Below are 23,821 nucleotides of genomic sequence, written 5' to 3'. Positions count from 1 at the left end.
CACGGACGCGGAATATTTGCTCCCTTAATAAAAGTTCATGTAGCCCATTTTTTGACTCTTCAGTGACGGTGCTCGGGCATCGCCGGAGCCGGCCCGCCGGACGGCGGCGTCAGTTGCACGGTCAGGTCGACCTGGACCTTGCGACCGTTGTCGAAGACCAAGGTTACGGGAACTTTTTGCCCCACCTTCTGCTCGGCCTTCAGGGACAGGATCATGAAGTGGTAGCCGCCGGGGGCGAAGACGATCTGGCCGCCGGCCGGGATCACCACGCCCTTGTCCAGCTCGCGCATGGTCATGACGCCGCCGGCCATGGCCGACTGGTGGATCTCGACCGAGGCGGCGGCCGGGGTCTCCATGCGCTTGAGCGTCACCGGGGTCTTGCCGGCGTTGGCGATGGTCATGAAGCCAACCCCGTTCATGCCTGCCTGGGCCGGACGGCTCCAGGGCTGGTGGATGGTCAGGGCGCCGAGCTTGTAGTCGGCGGCGTGCGCCGCAGAAGCGGCGGCCAGGATGGCGGTCAGGGCGATGGCGAACGGACGCGACATGTGGGGCGCTCCTTAGTGATGGTGGGCGGCGGGGGCGGCCGCGTCGATGGGGATCAGGGTGACGACCGGGGCGGGCCGGCTCAGCTTCTCGTCGGGCTTGGCCGGATCGGCGACCTCGGTCCACTGGCTCTCGCCCTTCTCGCAGGTCTGGACGACCGGGAAGACCAGGCGGTCGCCTGTGGCGGGGAGCTTCATCAGCACGGCGAAGTCGTCGAAGGCCTCGTCGGGCAGGCGGCCGGCATAGGTGATCGCCGTCGGCGCGGCCTTCGGATCGGCGGGCCGCTCGAGGCTGTAGGTCCAGCCGGGCTTCACCTGCGGCCGGGCCGAGGCGACGCCGGCGGGGATCTCGATCCGGACCTTCAGGGTGGCGTCGCCGGCCGCGCAGGCATGGCCGACGCGGAAGGCGATGGCGGTGTAGGAGCCGGCCTTGGCGGTGTCCTGCACGGCCACGACGTGCGCCGCCGCCGGGGTGGCGGCCAGCAGGGCGAGGATGATCAGTGGGGTCTTCATCTGCATTCTCCTCAGAAGTTCACGGTGACGCCGCCGAACACGGAACGTCCATCGCCGGGCCAGATCGTGGCGGTCGCGGCGGTCCAGGCGACGGCGGCCTGGGTGTTGGAGACATAGGCCTTGTCGGTCAGGTTCCGCGCGTCGACGAACAGCGACACGGCGGGCGTGACCTTCCAGCCGGCGTTGAGGTTGACGATGGCATAGCTGGGCGTGGTCTTGGTGTTCTTGTAGTCGATCCATGCGTCGCTGGCCGACCACTCCACCGACGGGGCCAGGAACCAGCCGCGCGGGTCGTCGTAGCGGACCTCCGAGCGGTAGAAATTCTTGGGCACGATCGGCAGGCGGTTGTCGCCGAACTGGACGTCGTCCTTGAAGCGGAAGTCCGACAGGGTCCAGGTCTGGCGCAGGCGCCAGCGCGGAGCCACGGCCCAGTCCAGCGCCGCCTCGATCCCCTGGTGCACCGTCTTGTCGGCGTTGAAGGTCGAGGCCGGGATCGACGAGGTCACCGCATACTGCAGCAGCTCGTGCTTCAGGTCGGCGCGATAGAGCGTGACGTCGTAGGTGAACGGCCCGCGATGGCCGCGCGCCCCGATCTCGCCGGTCCAGGCGTCCTGCGCCTTGACGGGGGTGAAGCCGGTGTTGGTCGGGCTCATCGAGGAGAGGTTCGGCGGCTCGACCGAGCGGGTCAGGTTGGCGAACACCTGGTCGCCGGTCTCGTTCTGCCAGAGCAGGCCGATGCGGGGCGAGATCCAGTTGTAGGTCTTGTCGGCCTTCAGGTCGAAGGTGTTGGTCGTCCCCGGGACCTTGAAGCTGGTGTAGTCGCGGCCGGCCTGGCCCCAGGTGGCGCCGGCCACGACGGCCACGTGGTCGGTCACGAACAGGCGGCCCTCGCCGAACACGTCGATCGCGTCGGCGTTCTGCAGCGTCCGCGAGGTCGGCGCGCCCCGGGCGCCGCGCTTGTTCTCATAGAAGTTGGAGTCGAGATCGCCCGTCCGGTACCAGGCGCCGAAGAAGGCGTCGGCCCGCTTGCCGGCGATCTGGCCGTCCCAGTCGAACCGACCGAAGGCGCCGTAGTTGCGGCTCTGCTGGTCGATGACCTGGAAGATCGGGTGGTCCAGGTCCTTCCACACCGCGTAGACCGCGCCCTGGAACACCAGTTGGTCGTTTAGCCGCCAGGTCGTGCGCAGCGAGCCGCGCAGGCCGCGTTGGTTGCGGCCCTGGTCGCCCGACAGGTTGCCCGCCGCCGACTGGTGTGGGTCGGCCTGGAACTGGGCCAGGGTCAGGGACCCCGGGATCTCCTGGTTGATGTTCGAGCCGTTGACGATGAAGCGGACCTCGCGGTCCTGGCCGAAGCTGCGGCCGATGTTCAGCGAGCCGAACTGGATGTTTTGCTGGCTCTGCGAGCGCCAGCCCTGGCCGGTCTGGTTGGTGGCGGCGGCGTAGATGTCCCAGTCGCCGATCTCGCGGGCGATGGCGACGCGCTCGCGCAGCAGTCCGAACGACCCGCCATCGATGCGGACCTGGTTGGCGAAGCCCGCGTCCTTGCCCGTCGGCGTGACCATGTTGATCGCCCCGCCCAACAGCGCCCCGCCGAAGCGCAGGGCGTTGCCGCCGCGATAGACCTCGGCGTAGCGGGTGTTCAGCGGGTCGGCGATCTGGCTGTCGCCATAGCCGTCGGCCTCGTTTAGCGGCACGCCGTCCTGGGCCAGCAGCAGGCCCCGATTGTGGTTGGCGTTGCCGATGCCCGAGCCCCGGATCGAGATGCGGACATCGCCGCCCCACTTGCGCTGGGCATAGACGCCGGGGGCGTCGCGCAGCATGTCGTCCAGCGCCAGGGCCTGGCGGGCCAGGTAGCTCTCCTGCGAGATCACCGACACCGCGCCGGGCGTCTCCGACAGCCGCCGGCGGGCGTCGGCGACGACGGGCGGGTCCTCGGGGTTCGGGCGGGCGGTGACGATGACCGAGGAGACGGCCTGGTCTTCAGTGGCGGCGTAGGCGGCGGGTGCCAGGACGGCGAGCGCGGCGGCGCCCATGAGGGCGCGGCGGAAGGTCGACATGGAAATAGGTATCCCGAAGGCGTGACGAGGCGCGCGGCGTTTTTAGGCGCGGCGCGGCGGCGTAAGGTCAGGCGTTCAGGAAGGCGGGCGGGCCCTGGCTGGGCGGGCGCGGGGGCGCGCGGGCATGGCCGCGAACGCCCAGGACGCGCGCGACCGGCGTCTCGACGAACTCGGCATATTGGACAGGCGCGATGGCCGGGGCGGGCGCGTCGACCGTGACCGCCAGGGTCGGGCCGACGCAGTTGGAGCACTTCAGCCCCATGAAGCCCTTGGCGGGCTCCGTGCGGACCGTGCCGTCCTTCTCGAGGATGACGACCTTGGAGCCCTCGGCCGAGCAAATGACGATGGCCGACCCGCTCTCGCGCAGATCATGCGCCATCGCCGCGGCCGGCGTCAGCGCCTGGACAAACACGGCCAGCATCGCCGCGAACGCGGCGAGCAAGGCTCGGAGGTGTCCTAGACGGGCGGTCATGTTCGCTGAGTAGGGCGCGGCGATGAGGCGGTCAATCGCGGGCGGGTGAGGCGGATGGAAGCGCGAACGCTTAAGGGACGTCTCAGGCCTGTCGACGCGTGATCTTCACGTGATCGATCAGCGCGCGCAGCTTGGGCGCCAGGTTCCGGCGGGTGGGGAAGTAGAGGAAGAAGCCCGGGAAGACCGGCGAGAAGGGCTCCAGGACCGGGACCAGTTCGCCGCGCGTGATCCACGACTGGAAGGTTTCCAGCATGCCGAAGGTCAGGCCGCCGCCGGCGCAGGCCGTGCGGATCATCAGCAGCATGTCGTTGGTGGTGATCTCGGGATCGACCGCCACGTCGAACTCGCGGCCGTCTTCCTCGAACTCCCAACGATAGGGCGCGACGTCGGGAGCCGGCCGCCAGCCGATGCACCGATGACCGGTCAGATCGCGCGGATGGGCGGGGGCGCCGTGGCGCTCTAGATAGGCGGGCGCGGCGACGACCACCTGCCGCTGCGGGCCCGACACCGGCACGGCCACCATGTCCTGCTCGATCACCTCGCCCAGCCGCACCCCGGCGTCATAGCCGCGCTCGACGATGTCGAAGGGCTCATCGGTGACCAGGATGTCCAGGCGTACGTCCGGATGGGCCTCGCGGAAGCTGGCCAGCAGCGGGCCGGAGATGAAACGCTCGGCGATCGAGGAGACGGCCAGCCGCAGCAGGCCCGCCGGTCGGGCCTCGCTGTCGGTGATCGCGGCGGCGGCGGCTCGCATCTCGGCCAGGGCCGGGGCGACGCTGGCCAGCAGCCGCTCTCCGGCTTCGGTCATGTGGACACTGCGGGTCGTGCGGTGCAGCAGGGCCGCGCCCAGGTCCTGCTCCAGCCTGCGGATCGCCTGGCTGACGGCCGAGCGCGTCACGCCCAGCCGCTCGGCCGCCGCGCGGAAACTGCGGGCCTCGGCGACGGCGGCGAAGGTCGCCAGGGCGTTGAGATCGAAGGACATTGGTAAGTGATACTTACCAGATCATGCATATTTGAGCCAATAGCCGCGCCAATCGCGGGCGACTACCTCCTGGGCTCGGGCGATCGGCCCGCTCAGGAGACAGACATGGATAAGGTTGTTCTCATCACCGGCGCGTCTAGCGGCATCGGCGAAGGCATCGCGCGGGAGCTGGCGGCGGCCGGCGCCAAGGTCATGCTGGGCGCGCGGCGCACCGACCGCCTCGACGCCCTCGTCGCGGAACTGGTCGCGGCGGGCGGCGTCGCTCAGGCGCAGGCCCTGGACGTCACCGACCGCGCCAGCGTCGAGGCCTTCGCTCAGGCGGCGCGGGAGACCTGGGGACGGGTCGACGTCATCGTCAACAACGCCGGCGTCATGCCGCTGTCGCTGATGGCCTCGCTGAAGGTCGAGGAGTGGGATCGGATGGTCGACGTCAACATCAAGGGCGTGCTGTACGGCGTCGCCGCGGTGCTGCCGGAGATGACCGCGCGCGGCTCGGGGCAGATCGTCAATATCGCCTCGATCGGCGCGCTGTCGGTGGTGCCGACCGCCGCCGTCTACTGCGCCACGAAATATGCGGTGCGCGCCATCTCGGACGGTCTTCGCCAGGAAAACGCGGCGCTGCGCGTGACCTGTGTCATGCCGGGCGTGGTCGAGAGCGAACTGGCCTCGACCATCACCGACCCGGTCGCGATCGAAGCCATGGCCGCCTATCGCGCCGTCGCCCTGAAGCCCGAAGCCATCGCTCGCGCGGTGCGCTACGCGATCGAGCAACCCGACGGTGTGGACGTCAACGAGATCGTCGTCCGTCCGACCGCGTCGGTGGGCTAGTCACCCAACCGACATCGCGTCCAGCACCAGCGCCGTGCGCTCGGCCAGGTCGTTGATCACGGCCAGATAGGCCTTGAAGTGCGGCGTCTCGCGGTGGGCGGCGACGTCGGTGGCTTCGATGTAGAGCTCGTCCAGCACCAGGCGTTCGGGATTGGCCTGGTCGCGCCAGATGTCCCAGCGCAGGTTGCCGGGCTCGGCGCGGCTGGCGGTCTGCAGGGTGTGGAGCAGGGCCTCCAGCTCGGCGAGCTTGCCGGGGCGGGCGGTCAGCAGGGCGATGATCTTCACGGACATCGGGGTGTTCCTTCGAAGAGAGCCGGTCTCCGGCGGCGCATACCGCCGGAGACCTGAAGAGGCTAGGTCCCAAAACTTCAGGCTTGGGCGCGGTCCAGGGCGGCCACGAACTTGGCGGCCAGCGGGTGGTCGGACTTGGGGTTCTGGCCGGTGATCAGCTCGCGGTCCTCGATCACGTTGGGGGTGAAGTTCACCTCCGTGGTGATCACCTCGCCGCCGGCGATGGTCAGGGCGTCGGCGACGGTGAAGTAGAGCTTGGAGCCCAGGACCTTGTCCTCGACGACCTTCTCCTCGCTGTTGGAGAAGACGGTCATCTTGTAGCCGGCATATTGCCAGTCCTTGGCCCACTCGGCGGCCTTGGCCTCGTCGCCGGCGATCAGGGCGGCGCGGAACTCGCGGGCGTGGGGCAGGGCGGCGGCGACGGCGATCGGGCCGTGGCACAGCAGGGCGGTGGGCTTCGAGCGCGCATGGAAGTGGCGCAGGATCATGCCCAGTTCGGCGTCCTGCATCAGGTCCACGCCCGGCGCCTGGCCGCCCGGCACGAAGACGCCGGCGTAGTTGTCCAGGCCTTCCTCGATCACCGAGGTCAGGGTGCGGACGTTGGTCATGGCCGGGTCGGTGTCGAAATAGGCGCGGGCCTTCTCGTAGGCCGCCTGGTCGCCGCCGAAGTGGCCGGCGCTGTCGGAGTGCGGGTCGATGTGCGGCTGCTGCCCGTTCGGGGTGGCCAGCACCACCTCGTAGCCGGCCGCGACCACGGCCAGGGCGGGGATGACGGTTTCGTTGAGATATTGGCCGGTGGCGCCGAAGCCGCCGCCCTGGATTTCGATCCGGGTGGCGTTGGAACCGATGACGAGAACTTTGCCCTTCGACATGACTGCCTCCGTTTGGCTGGGTGGGTTGTCCCTTTCGGACAGGCTGACCATGCTCCCGTGAGAGATATTCCAGAACTTTATTGATATGATTGTAGATATTCGTATCAATGATGTCTGATGCGATACGACCTCAATCTCCTGCCGGTCTTCGTGGCGCTGATGGAAGAGCGCAGCGTCACCCGCGCGGCCCAGCGGCTGGGCATCACCCAGCCGGCCCTGTCCAATTCGCTGGCCCGCTTGCGCGTCATGCTGCGCGACCCGTTGTTCGTGCGCGAGCGCTATGGCCTGCGTCCCACCGAGAAGGCTGAGGAAATGGCGCCGGGCATCGCCGAGGCGCTGGCCAGGATCGACGCGGTGGTGTTGGGCCAGCAGGACTTCGATCCGGCCCTCGCCGAGCATGCCTTCGTCGTCGCGCCCAACAGCTATGTCGAGTTCGTGCTGGGGCCGACCATCGTCTCGCGGCTGGCCAAGCAGGCGCCGGGCATCAAGCTGCGGCTGACCCCGTTCGGCAACGACCTGGCCGAGACCGGGGTGATGTCGGGCACGACGGCCATGGTGCTGGGCCGCATCGTTGATCCGCCGGACAACCTGGTGGTCCAGCACCTGATGGACGAGGGCCTGGCCTGCGTGGTGCGGGCGGACCATCCGGAGGTCGGCGATGTCCTGACCCGCGAGCAGTACGAGCGCCTCAAGCACGTCAATGTCCTGCCGCCGGGCCGCATGCGCGTGGGGCTGTTCCAGGCGCTGGACCAGCAGGGCCTGCGCCGCGAGGTCGCCGTCTCGGTCACCCACTTCCTGGCCGTGCCGGAGATGGTCGCCGCCACCGACTACTGCGCCACCTTGCCCAAGCTGATCTGCAAGCGGCTGTCGGCCGATCCGCGCCTGAAGGTGGTGGCCGCGCCGGTCGATCTGGGGACCTTCCCGGTGCAGATGGGCTGGCACGTGCGCTACCGGAACGACCCGGCCCACCGCTGGCTACGCGGGCTGATCAGCGAGGCGGCGGCCAGCCTGGCCTGAGGCCTTTTCTTCGCGCGCCGGGCGACTTTCCGCGACTCATTCGCGGCTCGACCCTTGACATTTCAGCCTTTCGGGCTACATTCAACCAATCTGGTTGACTTAGCATGGATGCGCGGCATGCCGCACGCCAAGATCATGTCGCCCGCGCAATGTCGCGGGGCGCGCGGCCTTCTGAACTGGTCGCAAGGCGAACTGGCCGACAAGGCTGGGGTGTCGCGGAGCACGGTCAAGGACTTCGAGACCGAGCGCCACGCGCTGCATCATAGCACCGAACGGCTTCTGATCGACGCGATCGAGGCCGGCGGGGTCATTCTGATCGCTTCGGCTGAATTCGGAGCGGGCGTTCGGCTGCGACTGGCCGGGTAGGAGCAAACAAGACAAGGAGGGCGCGTGGCGCACGAGGTTTCCCCCGGGGACTACAAGGATGTGGTCCTGTTCTTGGCGACCGCTGGCGTCGCCGCGCCGCTCTTCAAGCGCCTGAAGATCAATCCGATCCTCGGCTTCCTCCTGGCCGGGGTGATCCTGGGGCCGTTCGGCCTGGGTCGCTTCATTCCCCAAGTGCCCTGGCTCAATCACGTCACCGTCGACAACCCGGCCGAGATCGCCCAGATCGCCGAGTTCGGGGTGGTCTTCCTGCTGTTCATGATCGGCCTGGAACTGTCGTGGGAACGCCTGCGGCTGATGCGCCGGCTGGTGTTCGGCCTGGGCGCGATCCAGGTGATCGGCTCCTCGGTCGTCATCGGCGTGGCGGCCATGCTGCTGGGTCAGCCGCCGGTCGCGGCCATGGCCATCGGCGCGGCCCTGGCCCTGTCGTCCACCGCCATCGCCATCCCCGTCTTGTCCGAGACTCGGCGTCTCCACTCCGAAGGCGGCCGCGCCACCTTCTCGGTGCTGCTGTTCCAGGACCTGGCCGTCGCGCCGATCCTGATCACCCTGGCCATCCTGGGTCGCGGCGACGGCTCGTTCGCGATGAAGGACCTGCTGGCCCTCGGCCCGGCGGTGCTGGGCCTGGGCGCCATCGTGCTGTTCGGCCGTCTGGCCCTGCGCCCGATGATGAAGTCCGTCGCCAAGGCCAAGAGCGAAGAGATGTTCATGGCCGCCTGCCTGCTGGTCATCCTCGGCGCGGGCTTGGTGGCGGCGATCTCGGGGCTGTCGATGGGCCTGGGCGCCTTCGTGGCCGGCGTGCTGCTGGCCGAGACCGAGTATCGCCATGAGGTCGAGGTCAAGATCGAGCCCTTCAAGGGCCTGCTGCTTTCCCTGTTCTTCGTCTCGCTGGGCATTCGCCTGGACCTGTCGCTGATCGTGGCCCAGCCGATGATGGTGCTGGGTTCGGCCCTGGGCCTGCTGGCCGCCAAGCTGATCATCGTGTTCGGCGCCGCGCGCCTGCTGGGCGTGGGGACCAAGCCCTCGCTCGAGTCGGCCCTGGCCCTGGCGGCCGGCGGTGAGTTCGCCTTCGTCATCCTGGACAACGCCATGGGCGCCGGCGTCGTGCCGCGTCCGGTCGGCCAGGCGGTGCTGGTCGGCGCGACCCTGACCATGTTCCTGATCCCGGCCCTGACCAGCCTGGGCGCGCGCCTGGCCCGCAGCAAGACCGCTCCGACCACCGAGGCGCCGCCCGCGGCGGCCGCGCATGGCGGGGAAGAAGGCGCCGATCAGGTGCTGGTTGTCGGCTACGGCCGGGTCGGCAAGTTGGTCGGCGACATGCTGAACCGCCACGAGCTGCCCTGGCTGTCGGTCGAGCGCGACGCGCGTCTGGTCGAGCAGGGCCGCCGCGAGGGCTTGCAGATCTACTACGGCGACGCCTCGCGGCTGGAGCTGCTGGAGCGCTGCGGCCTCGCGACCGCCAAGGCGGTGGTCATCACCATGGACTCGCCGGAAGCCGCCGAGGCGGTGGTCGCCGCCGCGCGCGGGGCCCGGCCGGATGTGCCGATCGTGGTCCGCGCCCGCGACGCCCGCCACGCCGCGCGGCTCTACGAGCTGGGCGCCACGGACGCGGTGCCGGAGACCATCGAGGCCTCGCTGCAACTGTCCGAAGCGGTGCTGGTCGATATCGGCGTGCCGATGGGCCTGGTCATCGCCTCGATCCACGAGCGCCGCGACGAATACCGCAAGGTGCTGAACCGTCCCGACGCCCTGGGCGGCAAGCGCCGCCGCCTGCGCGACGCCACGCTGCGGTAGGAGCTTCCGGATGACGATCGAACGCATCGGCAAGGCGGCGCGCTGGAGCGACGCCGTCGCCGCCCACGGCCTGGTGTTCCTGTCGGGCCACGTGGCCGAGGAAACGGCCGGCCAGTCCGTGCTCGACCAGACCCGCGAGGTCCTGGCCCAGATCGACGACACCCTGGCCCAGGCCGGGGTGACCAAGGCCGCGCTGGTCAATGTCACGATCTACCTCGCCGACATCGGCCAGATCGACGCGATGAACCAGGCCTGGGATGCGTGGGTCGACACCGACAACCCGCCGGCCCGCGCCACGGTCGAGGCCCGCTTGGCCCGCCCCGACTGGGCGGTCGAGATGACGGCGGTCGCGGCGCGCTAAGCGCTGGCGATCTTGTCCAGGTTGGCGATCACGCGCTGAAGCAGGCCGGCCAGCTGGTCGGCCTCGGCGTCGGTGAAGCCTTCCAGCACCTCGCGGTTGCCCTGGAGCAGGACGTCGATGGCGTCCGGCAGGCGCGCCTCCGCGCTCGGCGTCAGGGCGATGCGGCTGCTGCGGCCGTCGGTCGGGTCGGGGGTGCGGGCGATCAGGCCGTCGCGCTCCATGCGGGCCAGCATCTGGGCCATCGGCGGCTGCTCGACCTTGGCGAAACGGGCGAGGTCCCGCTGGGTGCTGGCCTGACCGTCGCGCAACGCGACCAGCACCGGCAGGTGTCCGACGCCGAAGCCCAGCGGCTTCAGCCGCGCCTCGCTGAGCCGGGCGAAGCCGCGCGCGGCCAGGCTGATCAGGTGGCCCGGCGTCGTCAGCACATCCATCGGCGTCTCCTCTTGCGCCAAGATATATACGTGCATATGTATCTTGGCGCAACAGCACCAAGGGAGCGGTCCATGGACCCCGAGATCGACGTCATCAAAGGCCTCTATGACCGCTTCAACGCCCGCGATCTGGAGGGCGTGCTGGTCTTCCTGGCCGGCGACGTCGCCTGGGCCAACGGCATGGACGGCGGCCACGTCCACGGCCACGACGGCGTCCGCGAATACTGGACGCGGCAATGGGCGATGATCAGCCCGCACGTCGAGCCGGTCGGCTTCAGCCGTACGGCGGACGGCGCGATCGTCGCCGAGGTGATCCAGACCATCCGCGACCTGGACGGCAACCCGCTGGAAGGCCAGACGCACGGCCTGACGGACAAGACGGTCGGCCATGTCTTCCATCTGCGCGACGGCAAGGTCGCGCGCTTCGACATCCAAGACGCTTAAGGGGGCCTAGAGCGCCTCGGCCCGATACCGCCGCCGCGCGCCGGCGACCTTCACGATGCGCAGGAAGTGCGGGCAGTCCATCAGCTGCGGGACCTTGCAGTCGGCGGCGTGGGTCAGGCCGTCGCGCATGCGGGTCAGGGTCTCGATCTTGCGGTCCAGCACGGCGGCCTTGGCGCGCAGGGTCTGCCGGTCGATATCGGGGCCGCCCAGCATCCCGGCGATCTCGTCCAGCGTGAAGCCCGAGGCGCGGCCCAGGGCGATCAGGGCCAGCCGCTCGGTCGTATCCAGCGCGAACAGCCGCTTAAGGCCCCGCCGGCCGGTCGAGGCGATCAGCCCCTTCTCCTCGTAGAACCGCAAGGTCGAGGCCCGCACCCCGGAGCGCCTGGCGAGTTCCGATATGTCGATGTCGAACATCGCTTGACCTCAAGTGCGCTTGAACTTGCAGGATGGGCGACGACGAAGACGATCGCAATCCAAGGAGTCGGTGATGAGTGAGCAGGACATGTCGGCCTACTGGGACCGCGCCGGGAAGGTCTGGGTCGAGCAGCAGGGCCTGCTGGACCGGATGTACCGGCCGTTCGCCCAGGCGGTGGTCGAGGCCGCCGATCTCCGCGCCGGCGAGGCGGTGCTGGACATCGGCTGCGGCTCGGGCGCGACGACCTTCGAGGCGGCCTGGCAAGTGGGGCCGCGGGGCCGCGCGGTTGGGGTCGACATCTCGCCGGCCTTGCTGGAACTGGCGCGGCGCCGGGCGGGCGAGGACGGGCTGGAGAGCGTGGAGTTCCTGCAGGCCGACGCCCAGACCCATGCCTTCACATCCGAGTTCGACGCCATCGTCTCGCGGTTCGGGGTGATGTTCTTCCCCGACCCAGTGGCCGCCTTCGCCAACCTGCGCACGGCGCTGAAGCCCGGCGGTCGGTTGGCCTTCGCCTGCTGGCGGGGTCCCGAGGACAATGCGATCTCGACGCTTCCGCTGGAGGCCGCCGCGCCGTTTCTGCCCAGCGTCCCGAGGTTCGAGAAGGATGCGCCGGGCCGCTTCGGTTTCGCCGATCCCGACCGCGTGCGGGCGATCCTGGCGGAGAGCGGCTGGCGCGACGTCGCCATCACGCCGCTCGACGACCCGACGCCGGTCAGCGCCGAGGAGTTGCTGACCATGAGCCTACGGGTGGGTCCGCTGAACCCGATCCTGGCCCACGCGGACGACGCGGTGCGCGAGAAGGTCCGCGCGGCGGTGACGGCGGCGTTGGAGCCGTACGTGAAGGATGGCGTCGCGCAGATGAGCTCGGCCTGCTGGCTGGTGACGGCGCGAGCTTGATCGGGTCTGCTTGAGTTTTCCGTAAGTCCACTATATATCCGACTGGTCAGTTATATAGTGGATCGCGAAAATGCAGGCCGGTTCCCCGAAATGGCGGCGGCGCAGCGAGGCGCGGCCGGGCGAGATCGTCCAGGCGGCGCTCGAGGTGTTCGCCGAGAAAGGCTTCGCCGCCGCGAAGCTGGACGAGATCGCCGCAAAGGCCGGCATCTCCAAGGGCGCGCTCTATCTCTATTTCGAGACCAAGGAGGACATCTTCCGAGCGGTGGTCCGCGAGGCGGTGGCGCCGAACCTGGACCTCGTCGAAGCGATGCTGGCCCAGGCGACGATTCCGTTCCCGGACCTCTTGCGGCTGGCGGTCGGCCGCATCGTCACGGTGATCGGGGCCTCGCGCATCGGCGCGGTGGCCAAGCTGGTGGTCGGCGAGTCGCGCAACTTCCCGGAGCTGGCCAAGGTCTGGCACGACGAGGTGGTCAGCCGGGCGCTCGGGGCGATGACCGGGGCGCTGGCCAGGGCCCAGGAGCGGGGCGAGATCCGTCCGGGTGACCCGCGCCTTCAGGCCTTCAGCATCGTCGGCCCGGTCCTGATGGGGGTGATCTGGCAGGAGACCTTCTCGCCTGTCGGTGCGCCGCCCGTCGATCTTGAGGCCCTGGCGTTGCAGCACTGCGAGACCGTCCTGACGGGCCTGGCCTCCCGCGTGGTCATGCTGCCATGAAGCCGGCCGCTCGCATCGTCGCCGTCGTGGCGGGCGTCGGCCTGGCCGGTTTCCTCGGCTGGAGGCTGCTCGGTCCCGACGCCCATCGGCCGCATCGACTGTCCGGCTATGTCGAGGGCGAGACGCTCTATGTCGGGGCCTCGAACGCGGGCCTCGTGTCCACCATGGCCGTCCAGCGCGGCGACCGCGTGAAGGCCGGTCAGCCGCTGTTCGCGCTGGACGCCGCCCAGCTGACCGCCGCCCGCGATCAGGCCGCCGCCCAGGTGGCGATCGCGGAGGCCCAGCTGCGCGACGCCGAGAAGGGCCAGCGGCCGCAGGAGCTGGCCGTCTATGACGCCGAGCGCGCGGCCGCCGAGGCCCAGGTCCGTCAGGCGCAGTCGGACTACAACCGCATCGCGCCGCTGGTGGCCAAGGGCATCTACGCCCCCGCCCGTCTCGACCAGGTCAAGGCCGCGCTGGACACCGCCCGCGCCAACGCCGCCGCCGTGGCGCGGCGCAAGAACGTCGGCGAGCTGGGCGCGCGGCCGGACGCGGTCAATGCGGCCCAATCCGCCGTGGCCTCGGCCCGCGAGACCCTGACCGCCGCCCAGTCGCGGCTGGACCAGATCAGCCCCAAGGCCCCGGCGGCCGCGCGGGTGCAGGACGTCTTCTACCAGCCCGGCGAATGGGCGGCCGCCAACCAGCCGGTCGTCGCCCTGCTGTCCGACGACCGGGTGCGCCTGCGGTTCTTCGTGCCCGAGGGCGAGGTGGCGCGGTACCGGGCCGGGGCGACTGTCCGCTTCACCTGCGACGGCTGCGGCCCAGAGCGCGCGGCGCGGATCAACTATGTCAGTCCCCGGTCGGAGTTCACCCCGCCGGTGATCTACAGCCGCGAGGCCCGCCAGCGGCTGGTGTTCCTGGTCGAGGCTCGGCCGGAGGGCGGCGCGCCGCTCGCGCCCGGCCAGCCGGTCGACATCGTCCCGCTGGAGAGCGATCGGTGAGCGACCTGGCCGTCGACGTCCGGGGGCTGAACAAGTCGTTCGGTCCGCGCCACGTGGTGCAGGACGTCTCGATCCAGGTCGAGAAGGGCCGCATCACCGGCTTCCTGGGCCCCAACGGCTCGGGCAAGACCACCACCCTGCGGATGCTGTGCGGCCTGCTGACCCCCGACAGCGGCGAGGGCGAGGTGCTGGGCCTGGACTTCCGCAAGGACGCCGAGGCGGTCAAGCGCCAGACCGGCTACATGACCCAGAAGTTCTCGCTCTACGAGGACCTGTCGATCGAGGAGAACCTCGACTTCGTCGCCCGCGTCCACGAGCTGGATCGCCGCCGCGAGCGGGTGAAGGAGAGCCTGGATCGCCTGGGCCTGACCGCGCGCAAGAAGCAGCTGGCCGGCAGCCTGTCGGGCGGCTGGAAGCAGCGCCTGGCCCTGGCCGCCAGCGTCATGCACGGACCCAAGCTCCTGCTGCTCGACGAGCCCACCGCCGGAGTCGATCCCAAGGCGCGGCGCGAGTTCTGGGACGAGATCCACGCCCTGTCGGCCGAGGGCCTGACCGTCATGGTCTCGACCCACTACATGGACGAGGCCGAGCGCTGCCACGACATCGCCTATGTCGCCTATGGCCGGCTGATGGCGCGCGGCACGGCGGACGAGGTGATCGCCGACAGCGGCCTCGTCACCTTCCGCGCCGAGGGGCAGGGCGCCGACCGCCTGGCCCGCGAGCTGGCCGGCCAGCCGGGCGTCCTGATGGCCGCTCCGTTCGGCGCGGCCCTGCACGTCAGCGGGACCGACCGCGCGGCGCTGGAGGCGGCCATCGCCCCCTACCGCAAGCCGCCCTTCGCATGGGCCGAGGTCCAGCCGACGCTGGAGGACGTGTTCATCCGCCTGATGGATCAGTCCTCGGACAATTTCCAATGAGCACGAAGGGATTGTCCGGCGCCCGCATCCTGGCGGTGCTGATCAAGGAGTTCATCCAGCTCACGCGGGACCGGCTGACCTACGCCATGATCCTGGTCATGCCGATCGTGCAGCTGCTGCTGTTCGGCTACGCCATCAACAACGACCCGCGCGACCTGCCGACGGCGGTGCTGGTGCAGGACCAGGGGCCGATGGCGCGCTCGACCCTCTCGGCCCTAGTCAACAGCGGCTATTTCGAGATCGTCCGCACCGCGACCTCGCCGAAGGAGCTCGACGACGCGGTGGCGCGCGGCGAGGTGCAGTTCGCCCTGACCATCCCCGCCGACTTCACCCGCCGCGTGGTGCGCGGCGACGCCGCCCAGATCCTGGTCGAGGCCGACGCCTCCGACCCCGCGGCCACCGGCGGGGCGATCGCGGCCCTGGCCAATCTTCCGCGTACGGCGCTGAGCCGGGACCTCGTCGGCGCGGTGGCGAAACCGGGCGGCGATCCGTTCGAGGTGGTGATCCACCGCCGCTACAATCCGGAAGCCATCACCTCGTACAACATCGTGCCGGGCCTGCTGGGCGTGATCCTGTCCATGACCCTGGTGATGATGACCTCGCTGGGCGTCACCCGCGAGTACGAGCGCGGCACCATGGAGAGCCTGCTGGCGACGCCGGCCCGGCCGATCGAGGTGATGATCGGCAAGCTGACGCCCTATGTGGCCGTCGGCGTGATCCAGACGGTGGTGATCCTGGTGCTGGCCAAGGCCTTGTTCGCCGTGCCGATGGCCGGGGGCTGGATCGCCCTCATTCTGGGTGTGCTGCTGTTCATCGTCGGATCGCTGGCCCTGGGCTTCCTGATCTCGACCGTCGCGCGGACCCAGCTGCAGGCGATGCAGATGTCGTTCTTCTACATCATGCCCTCGATCCTGCTGTCGGGCTTCATGTTCCCGTTCCGGGGCATGCCGTCCTGGGCGCAGGCTTTAGGCAGCGTGATACCGGTGACACACTTCCTCAGAGTGGTGCGCGGCGCCTTGCTCAAGGGATTGGACGCGACGGCGCTGTGGCCAAGTCTTTCCGCGCTCGGACTGTTCGTGATCGTGATCTCGGGTCTGGCCATGGCGCGCTACCGCACCACCCTGGACTAGAGCAGAGTCCGTCGATGACCTGACGTAGCTGGCGAGAATGTGCGCTTTTTAGGCGACGATCTGCGAATGCTTGACTGTTTCCTGCCTCCAAGCCCTTGCGCGCAAACGGTTCACGTGCGAACCCAGCGGAGCTGACGCTTATTTTCTGCGGACGTTGGTGGGCACGCTCGGAAGTTGATCCTGAGGGGCGGTCATGTTTAGCTTTCCTGAGCATAGGGCAGGGGGGCGAAACCTGACGAGTGTGTCTTTGCTGACACTGTCCCGTGGCGTTCGCCTTGGTATAACAGTGCTCGGTCGGTATCCGGCCTGGGCAGGGCAATAGAGGGCTCTTCAACGATGAAACTCAACCTCCTGGCGGGAGCTGCTCTGGTCGCGGTGTTCGCCGCGTCGGGCGTTTCGGCCCAAGAGACCGGCTGGTATGGCGCGGTCGACCTCGGTTATCACTGGCCTGAGTCCATCGGGACCCAGTCGAACCAGACCACCCCGGATGGCGAGTACGCCCACTGGTCGTGGAAGGCCGAGAAGGATTGGACGGGCTTCGTCCGCCTGGGCTACCAGTTCAACCCGCACGTCCGCGCTGAAGTCGAAGGCGGCTATCGCCCCGGCGACCTGAAGGGCGTTCGTGGCTCGTCGGCGCGCTCGCCGATCGGCCTCTGCACCCCCGGCGTGACCCGCACCGTCGCGGCTCCGGCCTGCGGCGCTCCGAGCGGCTCGATCGACGCCTGGACCCTGATGGCGAACGTCATTTATGACTTCGCTCCGGACGCCTGGCTGAACCCGTTCGTCGGCGTCGGCGTCGGCATCAACCGCCTGGACGTCAAGGCCCTCGGCCAATACAGCAACATCCCGGGCGCGATCACCGCGGCGAACCCGTCGGTGCAAACCCTGACGGCTGACGATGACGACATCGCCATCGCCTACCAGGCTCTGGCCGGCGCCTCGATCAAGGCCACGGACAAGCTGAAGATCGACTTCACCTATCGTTGGGCGACCGCTCAGGAACACACCTGGCAGACGACCAGCTCGGGTCCGGTGCAACCGGGCGCGTTCAAGGGCCAGTACAAGGACCAGTCGGTGACCGTGGGTCTCCGCTACTCGTTCGCGTCGCCGCCGCCCCCGCCGCCCCCGCCGCCGCCGCCCCCGCCGCCGCCGCCTCCGCCCCCGCCGCCTCCCCCGCCGCCGCCGCCTCCGCCGCCGCCGCAGTATGAGGCCCGCGAGTTCATCGTGTACTTCCCGTTCGACCAATCGGTCCTGACGACGGAAGCGCAATCGGTGGTCACGGAAGCCGCGAAGTACTCGAACGACGGTCACGCGACGAAGATCGTCGTCGTCGGCCACACCGACACGTCGGGTTCGCCGAAGTACAACGCCAAGCTCTCGGAACGCCGCGCCAAGGCCGTCGCTGACGCCCTGGTCTCGCAAGGTGTCCCGGCTGCCGTCCTCGGCGTCGACTGGAAGGGTGAAAGCGCTCCGGCCGTCGCTACCGGCGACGGTGTGAAGGAACCGCTGAACCGCCGTTCCACGATCTCGATCAACTTCTAAGATCGAATCGACTGAAGACTTGGGAGGGCCCGGCGGCGACGCCGGGCCCTTTCTCTATGTCGGGACCTCCGGGACTCGAATCCGGCCCCTGGCAGCGCTTGGTCATGGGGGCCGCCTACCCCACATGTCGTCCAAGAGCCCGGCCTGCGGGGCTTTCGCCGAGATCGCCTGAGAGGCGACCTGGCGAGCGCCGTCCACCGCCGACCACTATCCCTTGTGGCTGGCCTGTTAACGAACGACGTTGTCCGGGGGCGGATGTCTGAGGGCCCCTTGCGGCGTCCTGTCGCGGCTGAAAAAAGTTCGCTCAGGCAACCCCTTGTCCCGCCTAGGCAAGTTCGGGCCGTTCACAGGTTGTTAACGAAAAACTCAGGGGTGAGCCGTTGACGAGTCATTCACCACTGTGGCCCCATATGTGGGTTGAGGGGGCTCCTCAGCCACAAGATATAGCGGCTGGCGGGGGCATATCCCTTCACCGGAACACGCTGATTGAGCAATGGAATTGGTCATGAACGGCAGTGAAGCGGCGAAGACGAGCGTTCGGAACGAAGCCCGACTGGCGGCCATCAAGCCCGCCAAGCGCCCGCAGCTGGCGCTGGTGCAGAAGGTGCAGGTGGATCGCTCGCGCGACGCCCTGCTGACCGACTTCGGCAAGACCACCCTGGAAGACCGCTACCTGCTGCCGGGCGAGTCCTATCAGGACATGTTCGCCCGCGTGTCGACGGCCTTCGCCGACGACGCCGAGCACGCCCAGCGCGTCTACGACTATATGAGCCGCCTGTGGTTCATGCCGGCCACCCCGGTGCTGTCGAACGGCGGCGCGGATCGCGGCCTGCCGATCAGCTGCTTCCTCAACGCCGTCAACGACAGCCTGGACGGCATCCTCAGCGTCTGGAACGAGAACGTCTGGCTGGCGGCCAATGGCGGCGGCATCGGCACCTACTGGGGCGGCGTCCGCTCCATCGGTGAGAAGGTCAAGGGCCAGGGCCAGACCTCGGGCATCATCCCCTTCATCCGCGTGATGGACTCGCTGACCCTCGCGATCTCGCAGGGCTCGCTGCGTCGCGGCTCGGCCGCCGTCTATCTCGACATCCACCACCCGGAAATCGAGGAGTTCCTCGAGATCCGCAAGCCGTCGGGCGACTTCAACCGCAAGTCCCTGAACCTGCACCACGGCTTGTCGATCACCGACGAGTTCATGCACGCGGTGCGTGATGGCGCGAAGTTTGGCCTGCGCTCGCCCAAGACCAACGAGGTCCTGCGCGAAGTCGACGCTCGCGCCCTGTGGCAGAAGGTCCTGGAGCTGCGCCTGCAGACCGGCGAGCCCTACCTGATCTTCTCCGACACCGTGAACAAGGCCATGCCGTCGTTCCAGCGCGAGCTGGGCCTGAAGGTCCGCCAGTCGAACCTGTGCAGCGAGATCATGCTGCACACCGGCACCGACCACCTGGGCCAGGAGCGCACCGCCGTCTGCTGCCTGTCGTCGGTCAACGCCGAGACCTATCTGGAGTGGCGCGACCACCCGACGTTCATCGAGGACGTCATGCGCTTCCTCGACAACGTCCTGCAGGACTTCATCGACCGCGCCCCGGACGCGGCCTCGACCGCCGCCTACGCCGCCATGCGCGAGCGTTCGGTGGGCCTGGGCCTGATGGGCTTCCATAGCTTCCTGCAGAGCCAGAACGTGCCGTTCGAGAGCGCCCTGGCCAAGAGCTGGAACATGCGGATGTTCAAGCACCTGCGCCGCGAAGCCGACAAGGCCTCGATCGCGCTGGGCGAAGAGAAGGGCCCGTGCCCGGACGCCGCCGATCGCGGCTCCAAGGAGCGCTTCTCGCACAAGCTGGCCATCGCCCCGACCGCCTCGATCTCGATCATCTGCGGCGGCACCTCGGCGGGCATCGAGCCGATCCCAGCCAACATCTACACCCACAAGACCCTGTCGGGCTCGTTCGCGGTGAAGAACCCCTACCTGGAGAAGCTGCTCGACGAGAAGGGCCACAACACCGACGCGGTGTGGGGTTCGATCCTGGAGCACGAGGGCTCGGTCCAGCACCTGGACTTCCTCAGCCAGGACGACAAGGACGTCTTCAAGACCGCCTTCGAACTGGATCAGCGCTGGGTGGTCGAACTGGCCGCCGACCGCACGCCGGAAATCTGCCAGAGCCAGTCGGTCAACATCTTCCTGCCGGGCGATGTCGACAAGTGGGATCTGCACATGCTGCACTGGCAGGCCTGGGAACGCGGCGTGAAAAGCCTCTACTACCTGCGCTCCAAGTCGGTGCAGCGCGCGGCCTATGCCGGCGCCGAGGACAAGGCCGAGGTCGCTCCGGGCAGCTTCGACGTCGCGGAAAAGACCGACTACGACGAATGCCTCGCCTGCCAATAAGGCTGGGTGCTGACAATCCGAACAAAGTGACGGCGGCGCGGGAAATCGCGCCGCCGTTTCACGTTCCGGGAACCCTATTGCGCCACGATCGGTTCAGCCCCTGTGCGCTTTCGTCACGATGGACACGTGACCGAACACGCGTAGGCTGGGCACTGAGTTAGGATTGGGGAATCCGTGATGCGGGTCGCTGGGGAGCGTACCGTTTTTTGCCTGATGGCCGCGATCGCGGCCTTGGCGAGCGGCCATGCCGCCTGCGCGGCCCAAAAGGCTGGCAAGGCGCCGAAGGCCGATAGCGCTCCCGCGCCGGCCAAGCCCGTGACCCCCATCTCTTTCCAAGTGAAACCCGAGAGCTTGCGTCCGCTGGATCCGCAAAGCGCCACTGGCTTCGCTACGTACGACGTCGGTGCGCCCGAGGGCGAGGTCGAGGGTGGTTTCGCCCTGTCGCCCGCCGCTGGCCTCGCCGGTGACGCCCGCATCCTCGACGCCGACCGCTACTATGACGGCGCGGGTCCCGTGACCTGGCGCTCCAACGCCTTCACCCGCCAGGCCCAGGCCGGCGGCCCGATCGACTCGGTGCGCGTCTCCATGGCTGGGACCGCTCCAACCGCCGCCTACGCCCCGCTGACCCTGGCCCGCCCCGACAGCGAGGACGGCTACGCCCTGCGCGAGGTCGACGTCACCGTCACCCGCGGCTGGCCCTCGGCCCTGGCGCTGAAGGGCCGCAAGTTCGCCCTCGACGTCACCCCGCACGCCGGCGTCGGCTATGGCGGGGCCGGCGGCTCGGCCGAGGCCGGGGCCACCGTGCGCCTGGGCCGCAAGAAGAACATGGGCTCGCGGGTCAATGACGCCCTGGGCGTCCAGGACGGTAACAGCACCTTCGGCGATCGCGGGCGCTGGTACATCTTCGCCGCCGCCAGCGGCCGGGCCGTGGGCCTGAACATGCTGCGCGGCCAGAACGGCGACTGGAGCCGCGCGGGGCTGACCCAGGACACCACCAGCAAGCTGATCGGCGACAGCCAGGCCGGCGTCGCCTGGCGCCGGGGTCCGATGCAGGCCTCGCTGGGCTACATCCACCGCGAGATCAAGGCGCGGGGCGAGGGCATCATGGGCCTCGCCACCCAGAAGGACGACGTGGTGGCCCTGTCGTTCAGCCTGAAACCCCAGTGGTAAGCAGGTGGTAGACGGGCCAAAGCCCTATTAAGCTTGTGTTCCCGGCCGCTTTCATGCAGCTAGCGCCGGTCCCGTCCACAAGCCATCCAGCGAGATCATGAGCGAGAGCGAGCCCCCGCGCCGCAAGACCCTGAGCCTCAAGAGCGCGGTCGCCGCGCCTGGCGGTCCGCCGCCGCTCGAGCGCATGGTCAAGCCGTCGGCACGCACCACCGTGTTCTCGCCCCAGGCCGCGCCGCCGCCGCCCCCTCCGCCGCCGGCCCCGACCGGCGACTGGAAGTGCAAGCCGTGTGGCTCGCGCTTCGACCCGCCGGCCGAGCTGGCCGACGAGGACTCGGTCCGCTGCCCCTCGTGCAACGCCCGCCTGGGCCTGGCCTCCGACTTCCGTAGCGACCCGCCGAACGTGGCCAAGCTGCGCGCGCGCTGGCTGAAGAAGGCCGATCCGGCGGCTTAGTCGACCGGCGCCAGAAGGCGCATGCCTTCTTCCATCTCCGCGATCACGCGCGCCACGTGCGGGTCCAGCCGTGAGGCCTCGGCATAGGCCTCGGTGATCGAGCCTGGCTCGATCAGCTCCATCCCGAGCCGTTCGGCCGTCACCCCCAAGGCGAAGAGCGCTGGCGCCAGGGCGCAGTCGGCGATCGTCAGCCGCTCGCCCAGGGCGTAGCGAGCGCCTTGCAGCAGCCCGTCCAGCATGCCGACCCCGTTCAGCAGCTCCTCGACCGCCCGGCGCGCGCCGGCGGCGTCGGTGCGCGGCTGGGCCAGGGCGACCATCGACGGCATCAGGTAGAGATCGACGTGCCGCACCAGCAGCCGCGCCATAGCCCGGTCGAAGACGTCGATCGGCATCAGGGGCGGCGCGTCCGGAAACCGCTCCTCCAGATACTCCAGCAGGACCGCCGACTCCCAGATCGGTCCCTGCTCATCGAGCAACACCGGGATCCGGCCGGTCGGGGACAGGTCCTGGAAATGGCGACTGTCCCGCCAGCCCGAGGGCGGCGGGACCGGCTCGACCGGCAGGCCCTTGGCGTAGATCGCGATGCGGACGCGCGCCGCGAAGGGCGAGGCGGGAAGGCTGATCAGCTCCATGCCTGAACCTAGCTCAGCGGCGCGGCCTCGGCGACCTTCGGTCGCCGGTGCTCGGGCGGCGGGGGCGGCGGCGGGGCTGGGCACTGGGTCTTCAGGAACTCCCCATGCCCGGGCAGCTTAGCGGCCTGCTCCTTCACCTTCGGCGCCGAGGCGTCCAGGGTCTGGCGGATGATGTCGTAGGGCGCGGTGTCGACCAACTGCTGGTAGCGCTTTGGGCGCACACCCATGCCCTCCATCACCGACTGCCAGGACGGGGCGCGGAACATGTCGTCGACGCCGTCGCGCAGGGTCCCGGTCTCGCGGAACAGCTCCAGGCGTTCCTTCAGGCTCTGGGGCAGCTGGACCTGCTGATATTCGCGCCAGAACGGCGTGTCGTCGCGCTGGGTGGTCTGGTAGTGCAGCACGATGAAGTCGCGGATCTCCTCGTAGTCCGCGGCCATGCGGCGGTTGTATTCGGCCTGCAGCGACGGGGCCAGATCGCGGTCGGGGAAGAACCGCAGCAGATAGTCCATGCCGCGATAGATCAGGTGCAGGGCCGTCGACTCCAGCGGCTCGATGAAGCCGCCGGCCAGGCCGATGGCCACGCAGTTCTTGTTCCACAGCTTGCTGCGCATGCCGGTCTTGAACGGCACCAGCCAGGTGTCGGTGATCGGCGTCCCCTCGACCTGGCTGAGCAGCACGTGGCGGGCCTCGTCGTCGCTGATGTACTTGGAGCAGAACACGTAGCCGTTGCCCGCCCGGTGCTGCAGCGGGATGCGCCAGCGCCAGCCGAAGTCCTGGGCGGCGGCCAGGGTGTAGGGGTGCGGCTCGCGGATGTTGTCGGTCTGCACGGTGATGGCGCGGTCGTTCAGCAGCACGTCCGACCAGTCCAGGAACGGGGTCTGCATCGCCTGGCCGTTCAGGATCGAGCGGAAGCCCGAGCAGTCGATGAAGAGGTCGCCCGAGGCCTCGTGGCCGTTCTGCAGGACCACCTTCTCGATCGAGCCGTCGTTGCGGGTGACCACCTGGTCGACGATGCCCTCGACGCGTGTGACGCCCCGGTCCTCGGCGAACTTGCGCAGGAACTTGGCCACCAGGTTGGCGTCGATGTGCAGGGCGTAGCTGGCGCTGGAGAGGAGGGAGCCTTGCAGGTTGCCCGGCAGCATGAACTTCCAGCCGTCGGCCATGGCGGTGGCGGGGGCGAAGTCCTGCAAGGCCGAGGGATGGCCAGCGGCCTTGGCGCGCAGCCAGCACTGGTAGAACTCGTGCGGGCCGATCGGGCCGCCGATCTGGCCGAACGGGTGGTAGTAGACCTCGTCCTTCTTGCGCCAGTTCTCGAAGCGGATGGCCAGCTTGAAGCTGCCCTGCGTGGCCTGGATGAATTCGCGCTCGTCGATCCCCAGGCTGGCGATCAGTTGCAGGAACGGCGGGATGGTCGACTCGCCGACCCCGACGGTGCCGATCTGCTCGCTCTCGATCAACTCGATCGCCACGCCCGTCTTGTGGAAGAAGTGCGACAGCATCGCCGCCGAGATCCAGCCGGCCGAGCCGCCGCCGACGATGACGATCTTGCGGATGGCGTTCGGGTTACGGTCGGTCATTCGGATACTCCCCAGAAGTCTTGT

The 23,821-nt window shown here is 68.9% G+C and carries 26 protein-coding genes; 15 read left to right on the top strand and 11 right to left on the bottom strand.

Translation table 11 applies throughout. From position 1 onward, the window contains the following. Positions 1-59: 59 nt before the first annotated feature. The 5 genes from AC07NI_RS12340 to AC07NI_RS12320 form a co-directional block, all read right to left on the bottom strand. Entirely contained in the window at positions 60-545 is a 486-nt protein-coding gene (locus AC07NI_RS12340) for a copper chaperone PCu(A)C (RefSeq protein ID WP_494619220.1), read from the bottom strand. A gap of 12 nt (positions 546-557) precedes the next feature. After that, positions 558-1,055 carry a YcnI family protein gene (locus AC07NI_RS12335; RefSeq protein ID WP_494619218.1) on the bottom strand — a complete coding sequence of 166 codons (498 nt, stop codon included), beginning with the start codon at positions 1,053-1,055 and terminating at the stop codon, positions 558-560. 11 nt (positions 1,056-1,066) lie between these two features. Then, a complete protein-coding gene (locus AC07NI_RS12330) occupies positions 1,067-3,112 on the bottom strand; it encodes a TonB-dependent receptor family protein (RefSeq protein ID WP_494619216.1) in 2,046 nt (681 codons plus the stop codon). Between the two features lie 67 nt (positions 3,113-3,179). Then, entirely contained in the window at positions 3,180-3,554 is a 375-nt protein-coding gene (locus tag AC07NI_RS12325) for a DUF2946 family protein (RefSeq protein ID WP_494619214.1), read from the bottom strand. A gap of 112 nt (positions 3,555-3,666) precedes the next feature. Continuing rightward, positions 3,667-4,566, bottom strand: a complete 900-nt coding sequence (locus AC07NI_RS12320) for a LysR family transcriptional regulator (RefSeq protein WP_494619212.1) — start codon at positions 4,564-4,566, stop codon at positions 3,667-3,669. 105 nt (positions 4,567-4,671) lie between these two features. Here AC07NI_RS12320 and AC07NI_RS12315 point away from each other — a divergent pair, with 105 nt between their 5' ends. After that, positions 4,672-5,394, top strand: a complete 723-nt coding sequence (locus AC07NI_RS12315) for an SDR family oxidoreductase (protein ID WP_494619210.1) — start codon at positions 4,672-4,674, stop codon at positions 5,392-5,394. Here the strand turns inward: AC07NI_RS12315 and AC07NI_RS12310 are convergent, their stop codons facing one another. Both AC07NI_RS12310 and AC07NI_RS12305 read right to left on the bottom strand, forming a co-directional pair. Continuing rightward, the gene (locus AC07NI_RS12310) at positions 5,395-5,685 is read right to left on the bottom strand and encodes a putative quinol monooxygenase (protein WP_494619208.1); all 291 of its coding nucleotides are present in this window, start codon (positions 5,683-5,685) and stop codon (positions 5,395-5,397) included. Between the two features lie 77 nt (positions 5,686-5,762). Continuing rightward, positions 5,763-6,557 carry a type 1 glutamine amidotransferase domain-containing protein gene (locus AC07NI_RS12305; RefSeq protein WP_494619206.1) on the bottom strand — a complete coding sequence of 265 codons (795 nt, stop codon included), beginning with the start codon at positions 6,555-6,557 and terminating at the stop codon, positions 5,763-5,765. Between the two features lie 117 nt (positions 6,558-6,674). Here AC07NI_RS12305 and AC07NI_RS12300 point away from each other — a divergent pair, with 117 nt between their 5' ends. The 4 genes from AC07NI_RS12300 (at position 6,675) to AC07NI_RS12285 (ending at position 10,113) form a co-directional block, all read left to right on the top strand. Next, positions 6,675-7,574 (top strand): LysR family transcriptional regulator, encoded by a 900-nt coding sequence (locus AC07NI_RS12300; protein ID WP_494619204.1) that lies wholly within the window; start codon positions 6,675-6,677, stop codon positions 7,572-7,574. Positions 7,575-7,691: 117 nt separating this feature from the next. Then, positions 7,692-7,940: a helix-turn-helix transcriptional regulator gene (locus tag AC07NI_RS12295; protein WP_494619202.1), complete on the top strand. Its 249-nt coding sequence runs from the start codon at positions 7,692-7,694 to the stop codon at positions 7,938-7,940. Between the two features lie 24 nt (positions 7,941-7,964). Further along, a complete protein-coding gene (locus tag AC07NI_RS12290; protein ID WP_494619200.1) occupies positions 7,965-9,752 on the top strand; it encodes a cation:proton antiporter domain-containing protein in 1,788 nt (595 codons plus the stop codon). Positions 9,753-9,762: 10 nt separating this feature from the next. Then, positions 9,763-10,113: a RidA family protein gene (locus AC07NI_RS12285; RefSeq protein WP_494619198.1), complete on the top strand. Its 351-nt coding sequence runs from the start codon at positions 9,763-9,765 to the stop codon at positions 10,111-10,113. Here the strand turns inward: AC07NI_RS12285 and AC07NI_RS12280 are convergent. Further along, positions 10,110-10,544: a MarR family winged helix-turn-helix transcriptional regulator gene (locus tag AC07NI_RS12280; RefSeq protein WP_494619196.1), complete on the bottom strand. Its 435-nt coding sequence runs from the start codon at positions 10,542-10,544 to the stop codon at positions 10,110-10,112. The genes AC07NI_RS12285 and AC07NI_RS12280 overlap by 4 nt on opposite strands. A gap of 72 nt (positions 10,545-10,616) precedes the next feature. Between AC07NI_RS12280 and AC07NI_RS12275 the strand changes: the two genes are divergently transcribed. After that, complete coding sequence (locus AC07NI_RS12275; protein WP_494619194.1) at positions 10,617-10,988, top strand: nuclear transport factor 2 family protein; 372 nt, start codon at positions 10,617-10,619, stop codon at positions 10,986-10,988. 6 nt (positions 10,989-10,994) lie between these two features. On the opposite strand, the gene AC07NI_RS12270 is transcribed toward AC07NI_RS12275, so the two are convergent. Continuing rightward, positions 10,995-11,402 carry a helix-turn-helix domain-containing protein gene (locus tag AC07NI_RS12270; protein WP_494619192.1) on the bottom strand — a complete coding sequence of 136 codons (408 nt, stop codon included), beginning with the start codon at positions 11,400-11,402 and terminating at the stop codon, positions 10,995-10,997. Between the two features lie 73 nt (positions 11,403-11,475). On the opposite strand from AC07NI_RS12270, the gene AC07NI_RS12265 reads away from it, so the two are divergent. The 9 genes from AC07NI_RS12265 (at position 11,476) to AC07NI_RS12225 (ending at position 21,585) form a co-directional block, all read left to right on the top strand. Next, on the top strand, positions 11,476-12,300 hold the full coding sequence (locus tag AC07NI_RS12265; RefSeq protein ID WP_494619189.1) for a class I SAM-dependent methyltransferase: 825 nt from the start codon (positions 11,476-11,478) through the stop codon (positions 12,298-12,300). A 70-nt stretch (positions 12,301-12,370) separates the two neighbouring features. After that, on the top strand, positions 12,371-13,012 hold the full coding sequence (locus AC07NI_RS12260) for a TetR/AcrR family transcriptional regulator (RefSeq protein ID WP_494619187.1): 642 nt from the start codon (positions 12,371-12,373) through the stop codon (positions 13,010-13,012). Beyond that, positions 13,009-13,992 (top strand): HlyD family secretion protein, encoded by a 984-nt coding sequence (locus AC07NI_RS12255; protein WP_494619185.1) that lies wholly within the window; start codon positions 13,009-13,011, stop codon positions 13,990-13,992. Before AC07NI_RS12260 ends, AC07NI_RS12255 begins: the two co-directional genes overlap by 4 nt. After that, positions 13,989-14,909: an ABC transporter ATP-binding protein gene (locus AC07NI_RS12250; RefSeq protein WP_494619183.1), complete on the top strand. Its 921-nt coding sequence runs from the start codon at positions 13,989-13,991 to the stop codon at positions 14,907-14,909. Before AC07NI_RS12255 ends, AC07NI_RS12250 begins: the two co-directional genes overlap by 4 nt. Further along, on the top strand, positions 14,906-16,039 hold the full coding sequence (locus tag AC07NI_RS12245; protein ID WP_494619181.1) for an ABC transporter permease: 1,134 nt from the start codon (positions 14,906-14,908) through the stop codon (positions 16,037-16,039). Before AC07NI_RS12250 ends, AC07NI_RS12245 begins: the two co-directional genes overlap by 4 nt. A gap of 336 nt (positions 16,040-16,375) precedes the next feature. Further along, on the top strand, positions 16,376-17,581 hold the full coding sequence (locus tag AC07NI_RS12240; protein WP_494619179.1) for an OmpA family protein: 1,206 nt from the start codon (positions 16,376-16,378) through the stop codon (positions 17,579-17,581). Positions 17,582-18,080: 499 nt separating this feature from the next. Continuing rightward, positions 18,081-19,964 carry a ribonucleoside-diphosphate reductase subunit alpha gene (locus tag AC07NI_RS12235; protein WP_494620524.1) on the top strand — a complete coding sequence of 628 codons (1,884 nt, stop codon included), beginning with the start codon at positions 18,081-18,083 and terminating at the stop codon, positions 19,962-19,964. A gap of 315 nt (positions 19,965-20,279) precedes the next feature. After that, positions 20,280-21,134 carry a lipid A-modifier LpxR family protein gene (locus tag AC07NI_RS12230; protein WP_494619177.1) on the top strand — a complete coding sequence of 285 codons (855 nt, stop codon included), beginning with the start codon at positions 20,280-20,282 and terminating at the stop codon, positions 21,132-21,134. Positions 21,135-21,231: 97 nt separating this feature from the next. Next, positions 21,232-21,585: a hypothetical protein gene (locus AC07NI_RS12225; protein WP_494619175.1), complete on the top strand. Its 354-nt coding sequence runs from the start codon at positions 21,232-21,234 to the stop codon at positions 21,583-21,585. Here AC07NI_RS12225 and AC07NI_RS12220 read toward each other — a convergent pair. Further along, entirely contained in the window at positions 21,582-22,217 is a 636-nt protein-coding gene (locus AC07NI_RS12220; protein WP_494619173.1) for a glutathione S-transferase family protein, read from the bottom strand. The two genes, AC07NI_RS12225 and AC07NI_RS12220, sit on opposite strands and share 4 nt — an antisense overlap. An 8-nt stretch (positions 22,218-22,225) precedes the next feature. After that, the gene (locus AC07NI_RS12215) at positions 22,226-23,797 is read right to left on the bottom strand and encodes a tryptophan halogenase family protein (RefSeq protein WP_494619171.1); all 1,572 of its coding nucleotides are present in this window, start codon (positions 23,795-23,797) and stop codon (positions 22,226-22,228) included. Positions 23,798-23,821: the final 24 nt, after the last annotated feature.

The organism is Caulobacter sp. GW821-FHT10E02 (genome assembly GCF_059415225.1).
Note: the sequence above shows the minus strand (reverse complement) of the source record. Positions and strands in the feature narration are given on the sequence as shown.

Coding starts and splice junctions, on each gene's coding strand:
- AC07NI_RS12340 (WP_494619220.1), bottom strand. CDS start 545: ATGTCGCGTCCGTTCGCCATCGCCCTGACCGCCATCCTGGCCGCCGCT.
- AC07NI_RS12335 (WP_494619218.1), bottom strand. CDS start 1,055: ATGAAGACCCCACTGATCATCCTCGCCCTGCTGGCCGCCACCCCGGCG.
- AC07NI_RS12330 (WP_494619216.1), bottom strand. CDS start 3,112: ATGTCGACCTTCCGCCGCGCCCTCATGGGCGCCGCCGCGCTCGCCGTC.
- AC07NI_RS12320 (WP_494619212.1), bottom strand. CDS start 4,566: ATGTCCTTCGATCTCAACGCCCTGGCGACCTTCGCCGCCGTCGCCGAG.
- AC07NI_RS12315 (WP_494619210.1), top strand. CDS start 4,672: ATGGATAAGGTTGTTCTCATCACCGGCGCGTCTAGCGGCATCGGCGAA.
- AC07NI_RS12310 (WP_494619208.1), bottom strand. CDS start 5,685: ATGTCCGTGAAGATCATCGCCCTGCTGACCGCCCGCCCCGGCAAGCTC.
- AC07NI_RS12305 (WP_494619206.1), bottom strand. CDS start 6,557: ATGTCGAAGGGCAAAGTTCTCGTCATCGGTTCCAACGCCACCCGGATC.
- AC07NI_RS12300 (WP_494619204.1), top strand. CDS start 6,675: ATGCGATACGACCTCAATCTCCTGCCGGTCTTCGTGGCGCTGATGGAA.
- AC07NI_RS12295 (WP_494619202.1), top strand. CDS start 7,692: ATGCCGCACGCCAAGATCATGTCGCCCGCGCAATGTCGCGGGGCGCGC.
- AC07NI_RS12285 (WP_494619198.1), top strand. CDS start 9,763: ATGACGATCGAACGCATCGGCAAGGCGGCGCGCTGGAGCGACGCCGTC.
- AC07NI_RS12280 (WP_494619196.1), bottom strand. CDS start 10,544: ATGGATGTGCTGACGACGCCGGGCCACCTGATCAGCCTGGCCGCGCGC.
- AC07NI_RS12275 (WP_494619194.1), top strand. CDS start 10,617: ATGGACCCCGAGATCGACGTCATCAAAGGCCTCTATGACCGCTTCAAC.
- AC07NI_RS12270 (WP_494619192.1), bottom strand. CDS start 11,402: ATGTTCGACATCGACATATCGGAACTCGCCAGGCGCTCCGGGGTGCGG.
- AC07NI_RS12265 (WP_494619189.1), top strand. CDS start 11,476: ATGAGTGAGCAGGACATGTCGGCCTACTGGGACCGCGCCGGGAAGGTC.
- AC07NI_RS12260 (WP_494619187.1), top strand. CDS start 12,371: ATGCAGGCCGGTTCCCCGAAATGGCGGCGGCGCAGCGAGGCGCGGCCG.
- AC07NI_RS12255 (WP_494619185.1), top strand. CDS start 13,009: ATGAAGCCGGCCGCTCGCATCGTCGCCGTCGTGGCGGGCGTCGGCCTG.
- AC07NI_RS12245 (WP_494619181.1), top strand. CDS start 14,906: ATGAGCACGAAGGGATTGTCCGGCGCCCGCATCCTGGCGGTGCTGATC.
- AC07NI_RS12240 (WP_494619179.1), top strand. CDS start 16,376: ATGAAACTCAACCTCCTGGCGGGAGCTGCTCTGGTCGCGGTGTTCGCC.
- AC07NI_RS12225 (WP_494619175.1), top strand. CDS start 21,232: ATGAGCGAGAGCGAGCCCCCGCGCCGCAAGACCCTGAGCCTCAAGAGC.
- AC07NI_RS12220 (WP_494619173.1), bottom strand. CDS start 22,217: ATGGAGCTGATCAGCCTTCCCGCCTCGCCCTTCGCGGCGCGCGTCCGC.
- AC07NI_RS12215 (WP_494619171.1), bottom strand. CDS start 23,797: ATGACCGACCGTAACCCGAACGCCATCCGCAAGATCGTCATCGTCGGC.